Raw genomic sequence first — 17,810 nt, forward strand, 5'->3', positions numbered from 1 at the left:
AGAGCCTCATGCATGAGGTGGGATCAGCCGTCGGTCCCCGGTGGGGCGCCGGACGAAATCGGACCCGGCCGGCGGCGACAAAGCCGGCGGAGGAACTTCCAGTGGACTGCGAGTGAGGTCCGCAGTTCCGCACGCCGACCGCGAAGCACCGCCGCCGCCAGCCGCGCCAACGGCTCCAGGGACAGGCTCAGGGCCGTCAGGAGCCACGCCTGAGGCCTGCTCCAGTGCAGGAACGCGTAACGGCTGCGGCTGCACAGCGTCAGATAGTGTCGCCAGGCCCCGAGTTGGGCCGAACTGACGCCCTCCGCGTGGTAGACCCGCGCTTCCCCGATGTAGTACGAGGGCCAGCCGAGACGGCGTGCCCGCAGAGCGAAGTCGACCTCTTCCAGGTACAGGAAGTACTGCTCGTCGAAGCCGTTCAGTTCGGTGAACAGCGGTCGGCGCACCAGGAAGAAGGCACCGATGACCTGGTCGACGGGACCCGACCCCGTCAACTCGTCCGGCCGCAGGTGGTGCGGCGGGAAGAGGGCGGGCACCACCCGGTCGAGCCCTGTCATGGCGCCGACGTAGATGCGCAGGCTGGGGAATCTCGAGCAGGAGATCTCCGGGCGACCGAGTTCGTCCACCATGCGCGCCCCGAAGATACCGAAGCTCTCCGCGGTCGGCGTCCGCAGGAACCGGCCGACGACCCGCAAGGTGTCCGGATACAGCTTCGTGTCCGGGTTGAGGAAGAGCAGGAAGTCGCTGTCGCCCCGGGCGGCACCCTGATTGCAGGCGGCCGCGAAGCCCCGGTTGCGGGAGTTGCGCACCAGGTCGAGCGGGATGTCGCACGCGGGCAGACCGCAGAGGGAGTCGTCGCTGGAGGCGTTGTCCACAAGGATGATCCGCCGCACGCACAGCTCCGACTGGTCGGCTCCGGCGATCGCATCCAGACAGTCGCGCAGATGGTGCCCCGCGTTCCAGTTGACGATCACGACGTCGGCCGTCAGCGAGGCATGAGCCGCTTCGATCACGGCAGCCTCCCTCGAAGAACCAGGGAACACGGAAACTCACCACCCCGGACGGCGTCGCACCGGGCCACAGCGCGGCAGATCGGACAGCACTGGCCCCAAGGGCCCGATTAATGTATGTTTACGACGTATACGTACAGTACCACGGACATGTCCGACTTGGTCAACGGGTGAGGTGAAGCGATGAAGGAGTCAGGCGCGGCACCCTTGGACCGACGGTCCCGGATCGCACTCACGCTCACACTCATGGCCGCCGCGATGCCCGTACGGGTACTGACCCCGGCATCGACGATCGAGGCGGTGTCCCTCCTCGACATCGTCATCGCCGCCATGGCGGTGACGCTCGTCGTCGACTGCGCGAGCCGGCCGCTGAATGTCGGATATCCCTGGCTCTTCGCGTTGCTGTGCATCCCGGCGCTCGTCTGCGCCCTGTCGATGCTGTGGACCCAGAGCAGGCTGACGACGATGCGCGCGACGGCCAGTTACGTCGAAGGCCTCATCGCCTATCTGTTCGTCGTGCGAGAACTGGAAGGTGTGTCGCCGTCACGCGTCATGGTCTATGTCAAGCGGTACGCCTACCTGGTCACCATTCCGGCGGTACTGCTTCTGCTGCACGTACCCGGGTTCGCCCCCCAGGATCTGGATCCCGACGCGGACTCCGGCGGCAATCTCACCTACTACAGCCGTCTGTCACATCCTGTACTCGGCAGGTCGAACAACCTGGCAACCGTTCTGGCGTTCTTCATCCCGCTGCTCTTCTACTGGGGGCACGTCCACCGTGATCGCCGTTTCACCCGTGCCGGCTTCGTTCTGCTGATCGCGGTGGCCTTCACCCAGTCCAGAGGGGTGATCCTCGCCCTCGTCATCACGGCTCTGATCGCCGCCGCAGGGTCCGTTCTCCGCCGCCGCAGCATCGACAGCCGGACGCTGGGGAAAATCGCGGCGGCCGGAGCCGCGACGGCCACCGGAGTCGTCCTGCTGCACAGCTTCAATCCCTACACCAGGGAATTCTTCAAGAACCGGTTCAGCCCCACCAACCTCTTCCTCCGCGAGGATCTCGTTGACGCGGCCATGGACAAGCTGCCGGCTCGGCCTTTCCTCGGTTACGGCGGAGGTGTCGTACCGGACCAGGACCCGGAACTCCTGCTGGGTGTCCACAACACTTATCTGCAGCAGATGCTGTCCTTCGGTCCGGTGCTCGGCGTCCTTGTCTCCGTGTCACTGATCGGGACAGCGGTCTTCTTCTTCTCCCGACGGCAGACGAGGACGGTGTCACGCGTCATCGGTCTCACCCTGCTGGCTCAACTGCTGATCTTCTTCGCCGAGTCCAGCTTCGAAGGGGCGGTCCTGCGTACGCTCTTCTACCTGTCCATCGGTCTGGTGACCGCTCTGGCACGATCCTGCGAAGCCTTCGAAGCCCGGACCGGACATCAGCCGTCGGAGCGTCTGCCCGACGCGGCGGAGCGCACCGTGAGTGCGGCGAACCGCAACGTGTCCCGCAGCAGCTGACGCCGGAGGACGGCCAGCCCCACGACGAAGAGTCCCATGGCACAGCCACCGGAGAGGATCCCCGAAAGGAGATGCTCCCCCCAGCGCCGGCCGAGGTACCACCCGAACGAGGCCGAGACCACACCGACTCCGAGCGGGGCGAGAAGCGGGCGCAGCAACCTGGCACGCAGCCGCCGGGCGGTCGCACGGACGAGGACCGTCACTTCGCCCACCCCGGCTGCCACTCCGCCCATTCCGATCGAGGCGACCCCGATCACCGGAAGCAGCGGAAGCGTCACGGCGAACCAGAGGGCCGTGTGCAGCAACGCCGAGCGCAGGACGGCTCCCGCGTCCTCGACCGCGTAGAGATATCCCTGTGTCGCCACCGAGACGGGCCCGCTGAGCGCCAGTCCGAAACAGACACCGGGGAATATCACGGTGGCCGGCTGCCACTGCTCGCCGAAAAGGCCCGGAATGAGTCCGGGAGCCGCGCCGACGAGACCGGTCAGCACGAAGCAGAGCCCGACCGCGGCCATACCGACCGCGCGCTCCACGAGATGCGACACGTCTTCCTTCGCCGCGACCAACCGGGACATGGTGGGGAACGAGACCCGCCACAGAGCCATGAGGACCTGGCGGGGAAGCTCCATCACTCGTCGGACGAGACTCCACAGTCCCAGCGCCGCGACACCGCTGATCGCGGCCACGGACACGCTGAGAGCCTCGGTCCCGACCAGCCAGGTGGCGTTGACCGCCTGGAAACGCAACCCGAAGCCCACGAGAGGCCGGATGAGACGGATCGACCAGACGGGCCGCATCAGAGAGCCGGGACACGCCACCGCCACCGCGCCTGTCCCTATCGCGGCCCGCACCACCGTTGCCGTGGCCAGCCCCCAGACTCCGAACCCGGCGATCACGGTGACCAGCGCCCAGGCGTAGAAGCCGACCACCTGCGTCACCTCGACCACTGCGAGACGCCGGTAGAGCAGGGCTCGTTCCAGCAGAATGCGACCCGGAAACTGCAGGGCGACCAGCGGCATGGACGCCACCATGACCGCCACGGTCCAGCCGACCCGGTTGCCCAACGGTGCAGCGACCGCCACCGCCAGGAGCACGGCCGTCACCGTCACCCCGAGTTGCAGTGCCGTCAGCGCTCCGAGCTCGCTTCGGCTCGGCGGCTCCGGGCGCCTGATGAGACCGGCGCCGAGACCGCCGTCGGAGACGAGCTGGGCGAAGACGACGAACGACATGCCGATCGCCACCACACCGAAGTCGCTCGGTGTGAGAAGCCGGGCCAGGGCCAGGTTGCCGGCAAAGCCGACGAGGAGAATGACCATCCCGCGGGTGCTCACGATCAGAACACCGGCTGCGGCGCGTCGCTTCAGCTCGGCGCGCGGTATGGCGTCCTGCTGGTCGGGGGTCCGACCGCCGTCCACGGTCATGTCACCCGGTGGCGTGACCGGCGCGCCACTTGGCCAGACGGGTCCGGATGCCGAGTCGGTGCATCCACAGCAGCTCCTCGCGGATGCCGTCGGCCAGATCCGCACGTGCTCGGTCGACGGAGGCCAACCGCCCGTGACGCAGCCGCAGGGGCACCTGCTGCGGCTCGAGTCGAAGAGCGACGTCCGGGGCGAGGAGGAGCCTCGACAAGAGCCTGGAGTAGACGTTGCTGGCGGTGGCCCGCAGCCAGGGCTTCGCGGTGATGTGATGGAGGACGAACGGTTCGGTTCCGTCGGGGTACCTGCAGAGCAGGCGCCGTTCGTCGACGCAGCGCAGCCCGGGGAACGGTGGGTGCGGAGCAAGCCGGTGTTCCAGAAGCGCCGACTCCTCCTCGGTGAACCGTGAGGCGAGCAGCGCGTTGATCATGTCCTGGTCACCGAAGTAGAAGGGGGTCAGCTCCTTTGCCCCGCCGTACTTGGTCTGTCGTACGTCGACGGTCTGCTGGGCTTGCGTCAACATCGGCAGCAGCCGATCGCCCAGCGACTCCGGGAAGGCAAGCATTCCCGCGTTGAGATATGGATGCCGACGCAGCGGACCCAGACCGAGGGCGGTCTGCCACTCGGGGTGGAATCTGTCCTTCAGGGGATCGACGAACGCCACGATCCTGCCGTCCCGCGCGTCTTGTACGAGGCTGGTGAGCGGCCGAGTGACGATGATGTCGGCGTCGATCACCACCATCACGTCGGCGGGGAGGCGCATCGGTCCCACCGGAAACAGGTAGTACGACACCGTGTCCGACGGGGCGGGGAGGAGCGTGACGTGTCCGGTGAGGAGCTGTCGCTGCTCTGTCGTCAACCCGGCGTCCACGACGACCACGGGTTCGTCATGGCCCATGAGGCGCAGGGAGTTGAGCAGGCCCACCAGGCCGAGGAAATACCGTCGGTCCGAAACGGTGTAGAACGCCACGCTGGGTTTCGCTGTGTCAGAGCCCATGGCCCGCCTCCCTGTTGACCTTCGACGCCATGTTGTCGTCGAAACGAAAGTGCGAGCCGGAAACGGCCGCCACCTTGTGATCGGGATCGAAGGGAGCCGAGGCGGGGGCACGTTCCCTCGCTGTGTGCGGAGTCGCCGGCGGTGTCTCCCGTTCCCGCGTGTCGTAACCCGCTTGACCGAACGCGCCGTTACCCATGCGGTCTCGCCGATGTGTCGCCCCGAAGAGGGCGGTCCCGAGAACGGGGGCACCGATGTTGCGGAGGCAGTGGACGGCCCTGCGAACCTCATGGTCGAGGGTCTTGTTCTGATCGGCCACGATCACGGCCTGTCCGGCGACGCGGGCCAGGAGCACCGCGTCGGCGCCCGTCAGCACGGGTGGCGAGGCGAAGATCACGGCATCCGCTCGCTGTTCGAGTTCTTCGCAGAGCGGGATGAGGTCGTTCTGCCGCAGGACCGTCGGCGCGGGAGCCGTGCCGGGGGACGATTCGGGACCGGCCAGCACACGAAGGGAGACTCCTTCACGCCACTCCTGAAGAGCGGAGTCGAGCGGCAGCCGACCGGTCAGTACGTCGGTGAGGCCCTCGGGCCCCGACAGTTTCAGCAGCCGGGCCACACTCGGGCTGGTGAGATCGGCGTCGACGAGTATCACCGACTGTCCACTGTGCGCCAGGGCGATCGCCAGGCCCACGGCGGCGCACGGCGCTCCGTCGCCGCCCCTCGGAGAGGCCACGGCGTAGGAGTGATCCCCGGATTCCGGGAGGCGGGACTGCAGGTTGAGCGCGAACAGCCGATAACCCTCGACGACCTCGGAGGGGGCTCCGCCGGGCAGTGAGGCCATCTCCCGGATGGCCTGCCGGCCGCGGACGACGCCGAGAACCGGCACGTCGCAGGCCCGCATCAGGTCCTCGGCATCGCGTACGCGCCGGTTGGAGAGCTCACGGAGCACCGACCAGACAAGTCCGACAAGGAGCCCCAGGGCCCCGCCCAGAGCGGCGTTGAAGGCTGTGGATCGCGGTACCTGCCTCGCCACGGCACTGCCGGGGTCCAAGGTTGTCACCCGGACACTGGAATCGCTGCTCTCCGCCTCGTTGATGGTGGCGGAGAGGGCCGGTCCCAGTCCGTCGGCAATGGCCTTCGCGCGCTGGGGCGACCTGTCTTCGACCGCGACATTGATGGCCGCGGACTCGGCGGGGTTGGCGGCTCTGATCTCACCGCGGAGTCTGTCCGGCGAATACGGGAGGTTCAGGTCCTTGATGAGCCTGTTGAGCACGGCGTCAGAGGTGAGCACCGGGGTGTAGGCCTGCGCGCGCTTCTGCGCGAGGAGCGCACCCTGGTAGTCCTCTTCGAGGTCGGAGCCGCGGCTCGATGCCGTCACGATCATCTCGGACTTCGCCTCGTACGGCGGCGGCTGAGCATAGGCCAGCGCGACACCGCTGGCCGCCCCGAACACCGTCAGGAGGAACAGGGTGACCCAGTGCAGGCGCAGCAGCCGAAAGTACTCCCTGATGTCCATGTCACTCCTTCACATGGTGGTGTCGTCGGCCAGCACGGATTCCAGGGGGCGCAGTGTCATGTCCCAACTGAGCTGCTGTGCCTGCGTATACGCCTGATCACTCGCCGACTGCCATTCGTGCTGGACAGCGAGGGAGTCGATGACGTCTGTGAACGTCTCCTCCGTGTAAGGGACAGAGCCCTTCAGCAGTTCCAGATGGTTCCGCCAGGCGGGAACCAGGACCGGAAGCCCGTACGCGAGATACTGCGGGTGTTTCGCGGAGAATCCGTTGCTTCTCAGTGCATCCCGAGTACAGGTGATCAAACCGAACTGGTAGTTCTTCACGACGTCAGCAGACGCATAGCCGCGATAGCGCAGACCTAGGCGCGGATCTGGGGGTGGTCCACCGTAGACGTCGATCGGGTAGCGCTGGGAGAGACGTGCGAGGAGGGGCAGGTCGATGAATCGGGAGCTCAGAGAACCCAGATAGACGATCCGCGGCGGGGCCGCGAAGTGGGCGCGCTCGGGCGAGGGGTCGCACCCCCAGTCGAGGCGCACCATGTTCCGGCCCGAGATGCCGTAGTGCTCGACGGCGTATTGCGCATACGTCACCCAGAAGTACGACAGTACGTCGACCTTTTCCAGGAGCCTGATTTCCCGGCGGCGAAGCCTGCGATGCTGCCGGTCGGTCAGCTTGCCCTCGTTGTACAGCTCGTCCGAGAACGGGGTGGGGCAGTCGTACCACGTGCGAGCGGAGGTGACGCCGGTCAGCACCTCAGCGGCGCACGGGTGGACGCACATGACCAGGTCGAAGGCGTCGAGCGGCAGGCGCGCCCTCAAGAGGGCACGGCGCAGGCTGAGACCGGCGGTCAGCGCGTAGTACGAGAGGAAGCGTCTGCCGGGTCCCCCATGGCGCGTGATCAGCGAGGACACCGCCTCGGTCGCGTACAGCGCGACTTGGCGGGGACGGGGGCCCGGGAGCCTTCTGCCGAACAGTGAGCCCGCGCTGGGTGTGACGGCCAAGTCCGCAACGTCGAACAGGTGCACCTCGTGCCCGCGTCGTCGCAGGAAGCGGTGGATCTCGGTGGGCCTCACCGTGTTCGAGTAGCCGTCCAGTTCACAGATCACCAGGACGCGCTTGCGGTGTGTGGGCGCAGCGGCGTCGGCCGGCTTGGTCGCGTTCACGGTGGATCTCCTGCCTCGGTCCTCTGGCACAGTGCGCGCAGCTTGCCCCTGTCGAGAATCAGCACGTACTGGCCGTCGATCCGGTCCGGCCGGACGATCGGCGCGGTCGTGAAGCGAGCGTCCGCGGTGTGCAGGTGGCGCAGGCCGAGCGCCAGGTCGCGCAGGTCGCCGTTGGACATACGGTCGTCCACGCTCACGGTCCGGGTGATCGCATCGAGCGTCCGGTTGATCTTCAGCGGGTTGGTGATGCTCACGTCGCCGCGGATCTCACCGACGAGGGCCCGCAGGAACTGCTGCTGCCGTTTGATCCGGTCCAGCTCCCCGCCCGGCAGGCCGTGGCGCTGACGGACGTAGGAAAGCGCTTCGTCGCCGTTCATGGTGTGGGTGCCCGCGGTGAAGTGCCGTTGCTGCTCCGGGTCGTAGGAGTTCTCGTGCACGGCCACGGGCACGCCACCGACCGCGTCGGTGAGGGACTTGAAGCCGTGCCAGTCGATGACGGCGAAGTGGTCGACCTTGACTCCGGTGAGATGCTCGACCGTCTGGATGAGGAGCGGCGGGCCGCCCCAGGAGAACGCGGCGTTGATCTTCGCGGAACCGTGCCCGGGGATGGGCACCCAGCTGTCGCGGGGGATCGAGACCGTGTACGACGCGTGCTCACCGGGGGCGAGATGCACCAGCATGAGGGTGTCGCTGCGCTGCGCACCGAACTTCCACAGGGAGGCCTCGGCGTCCTCGCCGGTGGTCGGCTTCGCAGAGCGGCTGTCGACACCGGCCAGCAGGAAGGTGGTACCGCCACCGCTTCCGTCCTCGGGCCGCGGTCCGTCCGGGAAGGCGTCGGGTATCCGGGTGACCTGGTCACCGTAGTGGTTCGTCGCCCACCAGACACCGCCGACACCGAGCCCGAGCAGGGCGAGCACGGCAACCGCCAGGCATATCAGCACGCGGCCCAGCAGTCGGCGACGCGGCCGGGTGCCCGTCCGGAGGCTTCGCCTCGACGGCCACCCGGACCACCGGCGGCGCGGGGACATCAGGGGTCCTCCGGGTGGACGCCCACCATGACGGCAGGTGGCGAGGCCGTCGGGCTCACAAGGGAGTGCGGTCTGCCGGCCGGTCGCGGTGCGAGCCGGATCAGCTCCCCGCAGACCCGGTCGACCGCCTGATCGGTGAGCCCGGGGTGCAGGGGCAGGGACAGCAGTTGGGGGAACAGCGTGTCCGCTCCCGCCAGGCCGCCCGGTGGAGTGGTCGCGGTGCGCCGGAAGTGCGGCAGGTGGTGCAGCGGGATGAAGTGGACCGAGGTGCCGATGCCACGGTCCGCGAGCTGGTCGATCAGTTCGTCGCGCCCGGTCCCGTACTCCTCCAGTACCCGCACGACGTACAGGTGGTGGGCGTGCCGCCCCGGGGTGGGAACGTCCAGCGGCTCGAGGCCGGGGACGGCCTCCAGCGCCGCCGCGTACCGTTCGGCCACTGCCCTGCGTCGTCGCTGCCAGTCGTCGAAGTGACGGAACTGGGCCCGTCCTATGGCGGACTGTATGTCCGTCATGTTGGCCTTCAGGCCGGCCTCGTCGACGGTGTACCGCCAGTTGCGGCCGGGCTGGTGCCGCCGCCATGCGTCGGTGGACATTCCGTGCAGCCTCGCGCGGCGGACCCGCAGGGCGAGCTCCGGGTCGTCCGTGGTCACCATGCCGCCCTCACCGATGGGCAGGTTCTTGGTGGCGTAGAAGCTGAAGCAGGTCGCCGCTGACAGGTTCCCCACAGGCCGGTCGCCCACCGACGTGCCCAGGGCGTGTGCGGCGTCCTCGACGACGTGGGACAAGGGCAGGCGCGCGGCCCGCGCCAACTCGGCGACCGGTGCCGGGGCCCCGGCGTAGTGCAGGACCATCATCGCCTGGGGGCATCCGCACGCCCGGGCCGCCCGGGCAACGGTGGCCGGGGTCGGCATCGCCGTACGTGGATCGACGTCGACCAGCACAGGCCGCAGCCCGGCGTGCAGGATCGCCTGGGCAGCGCCGCAGAACGTCACGGCGGGGACCAGGACCGTCCCGCCGGCCGGCAGCCGCAGGGCCCGCAGCGCCAGTTCGAGCGCTGCCGTGCACGAACTCACCGCGATCGCGTGCTCGGCCTCGACACGGGCTGCGAACTCGCTCTCGAAGAGTTCCGTCTCGTGGCCGGTGGTCACCCAGCCCGAGGCCAGCACACGCTGCGCGGCGCGCCGCGCTTCGTGGCTGATCCGGGTCACGGCGAAGGGCACGTCCGGTTCCCTCGCACGGCCCGCGCCGACGGCACGGCCGGAGGTCACGCCGTACAGGGCGCGCGAGGCGTGGGCGACTGGTTGCTGCCGGAGGCGATGAACTGTCATGTACTTGCTCCCCGCTTCTTGCGTCCTTGGGGAACGGAGACGTCTCAGCGAGTCTCCATGGCGTATATTTACGTCGTATACGTACACTTTGCGCCCGGAAGCGCATAGAGTCAACACGTACAGGAACTGAACGGCTGACTCTCGGGAGGCTGGGCATGGCGAAGGAGCAGGCCGGGGCTCGACGCAACGGCGAGGGAACCGACGATCCCGCGCGTCGCGCGAGCGATCGCGGCCGCTACGGCCGGCTGAGCCGGGAGCGCGTGCTGGCCAGCGCTCTGGAGCTGGTGGACCGGGAGGGCCTCAGCGCGCTGAGCATGCGCCGACTGGGGTCCGAGCTCGGCGTGGAGGCAATGGCGCTCTACCGGTACGCAGCCAGCAAGGACGCTCTCCTCGACGGCCTGGTCGAAGCTCTCTACCTGGAGCTCGAGGAACGCCTGACCGCGGAGCCCGCGGCGGCCGAGGGCACATGGCGCGCCGAGCTCCACCGCATCGCGCGGTCGATGTACGAGGTCTGCCTCGCCCACCCCCAGGCGGTGCCGCTGCTCGCCACCCGCATGCTGGCGGTCCCGCTGGCTCGGCGGCCCCTCGCCGTACTGCGCGACCACGAGCGCGTGCTCGCACTCCTCCGGGGTGCCGGCCTCGACGAGGCCCGCGCCTCCGCCGTCTTCCGGGCGTTCACCGCCTGGCTCCTCGGCTATGTGTCCATGGAACTGCGCCCCATGGTCGACAACCCCGAAGAAACGGACCCCGCCTTCCGTATGGGCCTGCACCGCCTCTCACCCCAGGAACTGCCCACCTTGCGGGAAATCGCCACCGCGCTCGCCGAGCCCGGCGGACCCGAAGGCCTGGCCACCGGACTCGACGCACTGCTCGACCGATTCGCGGGAACAGAAGACTGACCGTACGGAGCGCTCAGTGCGCCGCGTCCAGCCTCTGCCGCTGCTCCCCCGTCAGCTCGAGATCCACCGCAGCCAGATTCTCCTCCAACTGCGCCACCGACGACGCCCCGACCAGCGGAATGATCGGCGCCTCCCCGCCCAGCTGCCAGGCCAGCACGACCTGGTTGACGGTCGCGCCCGTCTCGCGGGCCACGTCGTTCAGGGCGGCGAGCCGGGCCAAGGTGCCGGGGTGGTCGTAGTCGGGCGGCAGGGGCTTGTCCGGGCGCGTGTAGGCGCCGGTGAGCAGGGGTGAGTACGCGATCAGGGTCAGACCGGGCTCGGCCCGCAGGTAGCTCTGCAGTTCGGCGCCCGCGTGGCCGAGACTGCCGTCGGGGAAGAGGTCGCCGGGTATGTCGGTGCGCGGGCGCAGGTGGCTGTGCTGGTACTGGAGGACCTCGTAGCCGGGCAGTCCGGCCGCTGCGGCGAGCGCGCGGGCCCGTTCCACCCGCCAGATCGCGTGGTTGCTGACGCCCAGCAGGCCGACGGTGCCCTCGGCGACGAGTGCGGCGAAGCCCTCGACGGTCTCGCGGAGGGGGACGGTGTGGTCCTCGATGTGCGCGTACAGCAGGTCCAGCCTCTCCACCCCCAGGCGCTCCCGGCTGCGCTCGGCCGACTCGCGGATCGTCTTCGCCGACAGGCCCTCCGCGTTGTCGACGTAGCTGGTGCCCGGGGCCAGGGGGCGGGCGCCGAGTTTGGTGGCCATGACGATCTCGTCGCCGATGCCGCGGCTGCGCCGCCAGCGTCCGAGCAGTTCCTCGCTCTGGCCGCCCTGACTTCCGTCCACCCAGAAGGCGTAGTTGTCGGAGGTGTCGATGAAGGTGCCGCCCGCCTCGACGTAGCGGTCGAGGACGGCGAAGGAGGTCTCCTCGTCCGTCCGTGAGCCGAACAGCATCGCGCCCAGCGCGAGCACGCTCACCTCTCGGCGGGTGGCGGGATCGGTGCCGATGGTGCGGTACTTCATGGTGAATCCTCCCGTTCGGCCGGTGTGCGGCGGCTGGAACGGGAGTCTTCAGCTTGAAGCGCACTTCAAGTCAAGGACTTTCATGCCCTGTGCCGCTGCACGTACGGCACCGGCTGCCCCGTGAAGGCGTCCAGCAGCAACCGGTCGCCCATCGGCCGGCTCAGTTTCACCGTCATTTCCTTGCCGAGCAGCTGCATGGTGCAGTCACCGTCGCCGGTCCCCACGACGGACGCCGACAGCACCACGCTGCCGTCCGTCTCCAGCACGTCCACGGCGGGGCCGTCGTCACAGGCTCCGTGTTCGGCGACCACGGTGACGGACCGGCCGTCTCCGGCGACCCGGACCAGCCCGCGCAGCGGCCACAACGCGTCACCGGGAACCTCAGCGGCCTCCCCGATCGGAGGCGCGGGCAGTTTCGAAGGGCTGAGGGCGATCCGCCTGAGCGGGGTGTCGTATCCCTCCAGGGTGAACAGCCAGGCCGGGACGGTGGCGGGGCCGCGGCTGGTGGTGAGGGTCGTCTCGCCGAGCTTCGCCCCGGTCACGGTGAGGTGCGGTCCGTCGTCGCCGCCGCCGGCGAGAGTCTCGTACGCCGACCGGGCATCCATCAGAGGCAGTGTGAGCGAGCCTCCGCTCCGCCACTTGATCTGCCCGTCCGCGGGCGCTTCGGCGGGGAGTTCGCCCAGCAGGACGAAGTTCCGCCTCGCGTACGCCTCCTTGTCGTCGGAGTCGTGGAAGGCGTCCTCGGGCAGCTGGACGACGTCCCCCATCGGGTAGTAGCCCTGCCGCCATGTCTCGGCGGCCGGGGAGCCGTCCCAGGCGTCGGCGACCTGGCGGGCCCGGACCGCAGGGTCCGGGGCCTGCTCCGCGTCACGGGCCCCGCCGCCGGCCCTCTCACTGCCGCAACCCGCCACGGCGCCGACGGTACCGGTCAACAGGGCGAGGACAACAAGCAGTCGGGCCGTGCGTGCGGTGGGTGTGCGCATGGGTCCCCCAGGAGCCGACGTGACGAGCGGCAGCCGTGCCGGGTGCCGCTCGGGCCGTACCACTCCTGTGACGCACCAAACCCGTTCGGCGTTCGCAACGTCAGCGAACCGTTGTCACTCCGCGTCGGGCGTCCCGGACGCGGGCTCGGCCCCGAGGGAGTCCAGCAGCCGCCGCGACGCCTGAAGTGCCGTGCGCTGCATCAGGTCCACCACGCCGCGCGTTCCCGCCAGCTCCGATCCTCCGCCGGCCCTGCCGGGGCCGCCGTGCTTCAGGGCGGGGAGCGGGGAGCCGTGGCCGGTGGCCTGTGCCATGTTCGTCGAGTCCAGCGTCGTCACCTCGGCGCTGGGCAAGCAGGTGATCCGCCCGCAGGACCGGGCCGGCTTCGTGGTGAACGCCCTGCTGGTGCCGTGCCTGCTCTCCGCGATCCGCATGCTGGAGTCGGGCTTCGCCTCCGCGGAGGACATCGACACCGGCATGGTCCTCGGCTGCGCCCACCCCCCGGGCCCGCTGAGCCTGGCCGACCTGATCGGCCTGGACACCCTCGCCGCGATCGCCGAGGCGATGTACACGGAGTTCAAGGACCCGCTGCACGCCGCCCCGCCACTGTTGCTGCGCATGGTGGAGGCCGGCCTCCTCGGCCGGAAGTCGGGCCGCGGCTTCCACGACTGTCCCGATACCAAGTAGCCAGGAGGCGAGCTGGGGTGCTTCTGCGCCGATGGCGGTGCTGTCTCCGCCTGTCGGAGCCCTGGGCTAGAGTCGGCGCCGCCCCGGCCGCACGTCCTGCTGCCGGGGGGTTGGGCTGGGGCTGGGGGCTGAAGGCACGATGCGGTTCGAAGACGTGGAACTGTCCGGTTACGCGATCCAAGAGGTCCTGGGCCAGGGCGGTTTCGCCACGGTGTACCGGGCGCACCAGCTCGCCGTGGGCCGGGAGGTGGCCCTCAAGGTCGACAGCAGGGTGCTGGCCTCGCCCCGCGACCGGCAGCGCTTCATGCGGGAGGTCACGGCGGCCGGGCAGCTGTCCGGTCACCCGCACGTGGTCTCCGTGTACGACGCCGGGGTACTCGGTGACAACCGCCCTTACATGGTGCTGGAGTTGTGCCCCGGCGGCTCTCTGGGCGAGCGCCTTCAGCGCCAGGGCCCGCTGCCCGTCAAGGAGGCGCGCGACATCGGCGTGGGCATAGCCGACGCGGTGGCCGCGGCGCACGCCGCCGGGGTCCTGCACCGCGACATCAAGCCCGGCAACATCATGATCAATCGGTACGGCGGTGTGGCCCTGGCCGACTTCGGGCTGGCCGCCATGCCCCGCCCCGGCCGGGAACTGTCGGTCACGCGGGAGGCGTTGACTCCCGCATACGCGCCGCCCGAGGCCTTCCACATGGCCGAACCGGCTCCGGCCGGCGACGTGTACTCACTCGCCGCGACGGTCTACGCCCTTGTGCTGGGCCGCCCGCCGCACTTCCCGGAGGACGGCGGCCAGCTCGGTCTGGCCGAGCTCATCGTGCGGCACACCTGGCCCTACCCCGACCTCGCCGGGGTCCCGGCGTCCCTGAACGAGGTGCTCCGGCACGCCCTGGCGGCGGACCCGGCGCACCGTATGTCCGACGCCGCGGTGCTGCGCGACGCCCTCGCCGCCGTGGACGTGGACGTCCGCCCGGGCGGCTTCGGACCGGCGCCCAGCATGTACACCGTCCCGGCGTACCGGGATGCCGCTCCGTCGGCGCCTCCGTACGCCCCTCATGACAGCGTTCCGTCCGCGACGGTGGCTCCCGGGCACCCCGGCGGGGCGGTGGGTGCCACGTCCGCCAACCCGGCGACGCAGGACCGGAAGGCGAAGAAACGCCGCTCCCTGCTGATCGCCGTGCCGGCGGCGGTGGCGGTCTCGGTAGCCGTGTCGGTCACCGTGATCGTCAATCAGGACCAGCCGCCGGAGGACTCCGGTTCGTCCTCGACGGCGTCTGCGTCATCAGGCCGCGGAAACCAGGGGCCGGCCGACGGGAAAGCGGGCTTCGGTGGGGTGGCGACCACGACCAAGGGCTGCCCGGCCTCATCGGTCGAGGGCGTTGGCGGCCGGTGCGTCACCACCCCCGAGTGCTGGAGCGGCATCACCGACATCTCGGGCACGATCACCGTCAGCGCCGCGGACTGCCACGCGAAACACGTCTGGGAGACCTTCGCCATCGCCCCGCTGCCCGCGGACGGCATGACGAACAATGCCCGGGACCTGATCAAACACCCCGACGTCAAGGCGCTGTGCTCGCAGCAGATCATGGCGAAGTCCAGAACGGCCGCCGGCCGGGAGGCCGCCGCGGAATGGAACGTGGACATCCTGCCGCCGACCGCCTCCCAGTGGGACAACGGGCTGCGGGTCTTCCGGTGTGTCGCGGCAGCGGTCACGGAGGACGGCGAGACGACGGGGAGCCACTTCGAGGTGGGCGCCTGACGATGCGGCTTCCCGACATGCCACTGCACGATCCGTTCGTCGTCGCCGACAGCAGGACCCGCTCCTACCACCTGTACACGTCCAACGACCCGTCCGTGTCCGGCGTGGACGGCGTCGGCACGATGGTCTACCGCAGCCAGGACCTGCGCGACTGGATGCGCCCCGTCGTGGTCTTCCTGACCGCCGAGCAGAGGGGAATCTGGGCGACCGACGGCGGATGGGCGCCGGAGGTGCACGAATGGGGAGGCAGGTACTACCTGTTCACCACGCTGCACAACCAGGACAGGCCGCTCCCGGTACCGCGACCCAACCGATGGGGCGTCCCGTTCCAGATCCCGAACCACATGCGGGGCACGATCATCGCCGTGTCCGACTCGCTGCTGGGCCCCTTCACCGTCATCGACCCGGCACGCCCCACCCCGCCCGACAACCTCATGACCCTCGACGGCACGCTCTACGTCGACCCGTCCGGACAGCCCTGGACGGTCTACGCACACGAGTGGCTGCAGACCATCGACGGAACCATGGAAGCGATCCGGCTGGCCCCCGACCTGTCGAGGACGATCGGAGATCCGGTCCTCCTGTTCAAGGCCTCGGACGCGTCCTGGATCACCGAGCAGATCCCCGGCGGCGTACCTCACCAGCTGCCGCCCTACATCACCGACGGCCCGCAGCTGTACCGCACCCCCGACGACTCCCTGCTCATGCTGTGGTCGACGTACGAGAAGAACGTGACCGGCCAGGACGGCACCGTCAGCGGCGGCTATGTGCAGACGTACGCCGTCTCGAAGTCCGGCGACCTCAAGGGGCCGTGGCAACAGCACCGGCCGCTGGTCCGGGACGACAGCGGTCACGGCATGCTGTTCCACACGTTCGACGGCCGGCTGATGATGATCCTGCACCGTCCGTTCGACAACGCGCGGGGCAAGCTGTACGAGATGGAGCTCATCGGTCACGAGCTGCGCGTGCTGCGCCGACGCGCGGATCTCGACGGCGGCGGATGACTCCGTCCACTCGGCTGTTGGCGGACTCGCCGCTGCCGGATCAGCCCATTTCTTTCGAGCACCCGCCACTGAACGAAACCTTGTCGCCGTTGCCGCGTTATACCTAAAATGATTTCGCCGCTTCTCGGGTTCGACGAAGAATATTCTGTGAACGCCTATCGAGAGTAGGTGCCTCATGACGGTTGCTGCTGTGTCGACGGTCCACCCGGACGAGGTGCACGAGAGGCTCGGCCGCCATGTGCTGACCGACGGTTTCAAACTTGTGCTCGACCCGCTCGCCAGTCAGGGCTCGTGGATCATCGACGCGCGCACCGGTGAGAAGTTCCTCGACCTCTACTCGTTCTTCGCGTCCGCTCCGCTGGGGCTCAACGCGCGGGGCATCGTGGACGATCCGGATTTCATGGCCCTGCTGGCGCAGGTGGCGGCGAACAAGCCCGCCAACCCCGACATCTACACCACCCACTACGCCGAGTTCGTCGAGACGTTCGCCCGGGTGCTGGGCGATCCGGACCTGCCGAGACTGTTCTTCGTCGAGGGTGGGGCGCTGGCCGTCGAAAACGCGCTGAAGACGGCGTTCGACTGGAAGAGCCGCCGCAACGAGGCCGCAGGCCGCTCACCCGAGCTCGGCGCCAAGGTGCTCCACCTTCGGCGGGCGTTCCACGGCCGCAGCGGTTACACCCTCTCGCTGACCAACACCGAACCCAACAAGACGGCCCGCTTCCCGAAGTTCGACTGGCCGCGCATCGACGTACCCGCTGTGCGGTTCCCCCTCGAGCACCACCTCGCCGAGGTCGAGGAGGCCGAGCGCCGGGCCCTCGAGCAGGCGCGTCGAGCGTTCGAGGACAACCCGCACGACGTCGCCTGCTTCATCGCCGAGCCGATCCAGGGCGAGGGCGGCGACAACCACATGCGCCCGGAGTTCCTGCAGGCGATGCAGGCGCTCTGTCACGAGTACGACGCGCTGTTCGTGCTCGACGAGGTGCAGACCGGGGTGGGGATCACCGGCACCACCTGGGCCTACCAGCAACTCGGCCTCGAGCCGGATATCGTCGCCTTCGCCAAGAAGGTCCAGCTCGGCGGCATCATGGCCGGCCGCCGTGTCGACCAGGTACGCGACAACGTCCTCCGGGTCTCCGGGCGGATCAATTCCACCTGGGGAGGCGGGCTGGTCGACATGGTCCGGGCGCGCCGCATCCTGGAGATCATCGAAAGGGACGGCCTGGTGGCCAATGCCGCCACCATGGGTGCGTGGTTCCTGGCCGAGCTACGCGATCTGGAGGTCCGACACGCACCGGTGGCGTCGAACTCGCGGGGGCGCGGGCTGATGAGCGCCTTCGATCTGACCGACAGCGGCGTCCGCGACGAGGTGGTACGCCGGCTGCGAACCGAGGAGCAGGTGATCGCATTGCCGTGCGGTGAGCGTTCGGTGCGCTTCCGCCCCGCCCTGTCCATCACCCAGGACGAGCTCGGGTTCGCCCTGCGGGCCCTCGACCGGGTGCTCGCCGGCCTGCACTGACCC

The 17,810-nt window shown here is 69.1% G+C and carries 15 protein-coding genes and 1 pseudogene; 6 read left to right on the forward strand and 10 right to left on the reverse strand.

The window, feature by feature from the left end; translation table 11 throughout:
• Positions 1 to 23: 23 nt before the first annotated feature.
• Entirely contained in the window at positions 24 to 1,013 is a 990-nt protein-coding gene (locus ABZO29_RS07835) for a glycosyltransferase family 2 protein (RefSeq protein WP_367319414.1), read from the reverse strand.
• A 243-nt stretch (positions 1,014 to 1,256) separates the two neighbouring features.
• Here ABZO29_RS07835 and ABZO29_RS07840 point away from each other — a divergent pair, with 243 nt between their 5' ends.
• Positions 1,257 to 2,519: an O-antigen ligase family protein gene (locus tag ABZO29_RS07840; RefSeq protein ID WP_367319415.1), complete on the forward strand. Its 1,263-nt coding sequence runs from the start codon at positions 1,257 to 1,259 to the stop codon at positions 2,517 to 2,519.
• Here the strand turns inward: ABZO29_RS07840 and ABZO29_RS07845 are convergent.
• The 6 genes from ABZO29_RS07845 to ABZO29_RS07870 form a co-directional block, all read right to left on the reverse strand.
• Positions 2,441 to 3,934, reverse strand: coding sequence for an oligosaccharide flippase family protein (locus ABZO29_RS07845; RefSeq protein WP_367319416.1), 1,494 nt, complete (start codon positions 3,932 to 3,934; stop codon positions 2,441 to 2,443). The genes ABZO29_RS07840 and ABZO29_RS07845 overlap by 79 nt on opposite strands.
• Positions 3,935 to 3,941: 7 nt before the next feature.
• Positions 3,942 to 4,931, reverse strand: coding sequence for a hypothetical protein (locus tag ABZO29_RS07850; RefSeq protein WP_367319417.1), 990 nt, complete (start codon positions 4,929 to 4,931; stop codon positions 3,942 to 3,944).
• Complete coding sequence (locus ABZO29_RS07855) at positions 4,921 to 6,444, reverse strand: P-loop NTPase (RefSeq protein WP_367319418.1); 1,524 nt, start codon at positions 6,442 to 6,444, stop codon at positions 4,921 to 4,923. The genes ABZO29_RS07850 and ABZO29_RS07855 overlap by 11 nt, the downstream gene beginning before the upstream one ends.
• 9 nt (positions 6,445 to 6,453) lie before the next feature.
• Complete coding sequence (locus ABZO29_RS07860; RefSeq protein WP_367319419.1) at positions 6,454 to 7,608, reverse strand: hypothetical protein; 1,155 nt, start codon at positions 7,606 to 7,608, stop codon at positions 6,454 to 6,456.
• Positions 7,605 to 8,549 (reverse strand): LCP family protein, encoded by a 945-nt coding sequence (locus ABZO29_RS07865; RefSeq protein WP_367319420.1) that lies wholly within the window; start codon positions 8,547 to 8,549, stop codon positions 7,605 to 7,607. Before ABZO29_RS07865 ends, ABZO29_RS07860 begins: the two co-directional genes overlap by 4 nt.
• Positions 8,550 to 8,635: 86 nt before the next feature.
• A complete protein-coding gene (locus ABZO29_RS07870; protein ID WP_367319421.1) occupies positions 8,636 to 9,964 on the reverse strand; it encodes a DegT/DnrJ/EryC1/StrS family aminotransferase in 1,329 nt (442 codons plus the stop codon).
• 155 nt (positions 9,965 to 10,119) lie between these two features.
• Between ABZO29_RS07870 and ABZO29_RS07875 the strand changes: the two genes are divergently transcribed.
• Entirely contained in the window at positions 10,120 to 10,863 is a 744-nt protein-coding gene (locus tag ABZO29_RS07875; protein ID WP_367319422.1) for a TetR/AcrR family transcriptional regulator, read from the forward strand.
• A 13-nt stretch (positions 10,864 to 10,876) separates the two neighbouring features.
• Here ABZO29_RS07875 and ABZO29_RS07880 read toward each other — a convergent pair whose 3' ends face one another.
• The 3 genes from ABZO29_RS07880 to ABZO29_RS07890 all read right to left on the reverse strand — a co-directional run bounded on the left by ABZO29_RS07880 (position 10,877) and on the right by ABZO29_RS07890 (position 13,158).
• Positions 10,877 to 11,863, reverse strand: a complete 987-nt coding sequence (locus tag ABZO29_RS07880; protein ID WP_367319423.1) for an aldo/keto reductase — start codon at positions 11,861 to 11,863, stop codon at positions 10,877 to 10,879.
• Between the two features lie 80 nt (positions 11,864 to 11,943).
• Positions 11,944 to 12,846 (reverse strand): hypothetical protein, encoded by a 903-nt coding sequence (locus ABZO29_RS07885; RefSeq protein ID WP_367319424.1) that lies wholly within the window; start codon positions 12,844 to 12,846, stop codon positions 11,944 to 11,946.
• Positions 12,847 to 12,960: 114 nt separating this feature from the next.
• Positions 12,961 to 13,158: a hypothetical protein gene (locus tag ABZO29_RS07890; protein ID WP_367319425.1), complete on the reverse strand. Its 198-nt coding sequence runs from the start codon at positions 13,156 to 13,158 to the stop codon at positions 12,961 to 12,963.
• Between the two features lie 31 nt (positions 13,159 to 13,189).
• Here ABZO29_RS07890 and ABZO29_RS07895 point away from each other — a divergent pair.
• The 4 genes and pseudogenes from ABZO29_RS07895 to lat form a co-directional block, all read left to right on the forward strand.
• Positions 13,190 to 13,531: pseudogene (locus ABZO29_RS07895) on the forward strand (3-hydroxyacyl-CoA dehydrogenase family protein); the annotation flags it as partial.
• Between the two features lie 139 nt (positions 13,532 to 13,670).
• The gene (locus ABZO29_RS07900; protein ID WP_367319426.1) at positions 13,671 to 15,287 is read left to right on the forward strand and encodes a serine/threonine-protein kinase; all 1,617 of its coding nucleotides are present in this window, start codon (positions 13,671 to 13,673) and stop codon (positions 15,285 to 15,287) included.
• Positions 15,288 to 15,289: 2 nt separating this feature from the next.
• The gene (locus ABZO29_RS07905) at positions 15,290 to 16,291 is read left to right on the forward strand and encodes a glycoside hydrolase family 43 protein (RefSeq protein ID WP_367319427.1); all 1,002 of its coding nucleotides are present in this window, start codon (positions 15,290 to 15,292) and stop codon (positions 16,289 to 16,291) included.
• Positions 16,292 to 16,466: 175 nt separating this feature from the next.
• Positions 16,467 to 17,807 (forward strand): L-lysine 6-transaminase, encoded by a 1,341-nt coding sequence (gene lat, locus ABZO29_RS07910; RefSeq protein WP_367319428.1) that lies wholly within the window; start codon positions 16,467 to 16,469, stop codon positions 17,805 to 17,807.
• Positions 17,808 to 17,810 lie beyond the last annotated feature (3 nt).

This window comes from Streptomyces sp. HUAS ZL42 (genome assembly GCF_040782645.1).
Classification (GTDB): domain Bacteria; phylum Actinomycetota; class Actinomycetes; order Streptomycetales; family Streptomycetaceae; genus Streptomyces.

Coding starts and splice junctions, on each gene's coding strand:
- ABZO29_RS07900 (WP_367319426.1), top strand. CDS start 13,671: ATGCGGTTCGAAGACGTGGAACTGTCCGGTTACGCGATCCAAGAGGTC.
- lat (WP_367319428.1), top strand. CDS start 16,467: ATGACGGTTGCTGCTGTGTCGACGGTCCACCCGGACGAGGTGCACGAG.
- ABZO29_RS07870 (WP_367319421.1), bottom strand. CDS start 9,964: ATGACAGTTCATCGCCTCCGGCAGCAACCAGTCGCCCACGCCTCGCGC.
- ABZO29_RS07905 (WP_367319427.1), top strand. CDS start 15,290: ATGCGGCTTCCCGACATGCCACTGCACGATCCGTTCGTCGTCGCCGAC.
- ABZO29_RS07850 (WP_367319417.1), bottom strand. CDS start 4,931: ATGGGCTCTGACACAGCGAAACCCAGCGTGGCGTTCTACACCGTTTCG.
- ABZO29_RS07875 (WP_367319422.1), top strand. CDS start 10,120: ATGGCGAAGGAGCAGGCCGGGGCTCGACGCAACGGCGAGGGAACCGAC.
- ABZO29_RS07885 (WP_367319424.1), bottom strand. CDS start 12,846: ATGCGCACACCCACCGCACGCACGGCCCGACTGCTTGTTGTCCTCGCC.
- ABZO29_RS07880 (WP_367319423.1), bottom strand. CDS start 11,863: ATGAAGTACCGCACCATCGGCACCGATCCCGCCACCCGCCGAGAGGTG.
- ABZO29_RS07855 (WP_367319418.1), bottom strand. CDS start 6,444: ATGGACATCAGGGAGTACTTTCGGCTGCTGCGCCTGCACTGGGTCACC.
- ABZO29_RS07840 (WP_367319415.1), top strand. CDS start 1,257: ATGGCCGCCGCGATGCCCGTACGGGTACTGACCCCGGCATCGACGATC.
- ABZO29_RS07890 (WP_367319425.1), bottom strand. CDS start 13,158: ATGGCACAGGCCACCGGCCACGGCTCCCCGCTCCCCGCCCTGAAGCAC.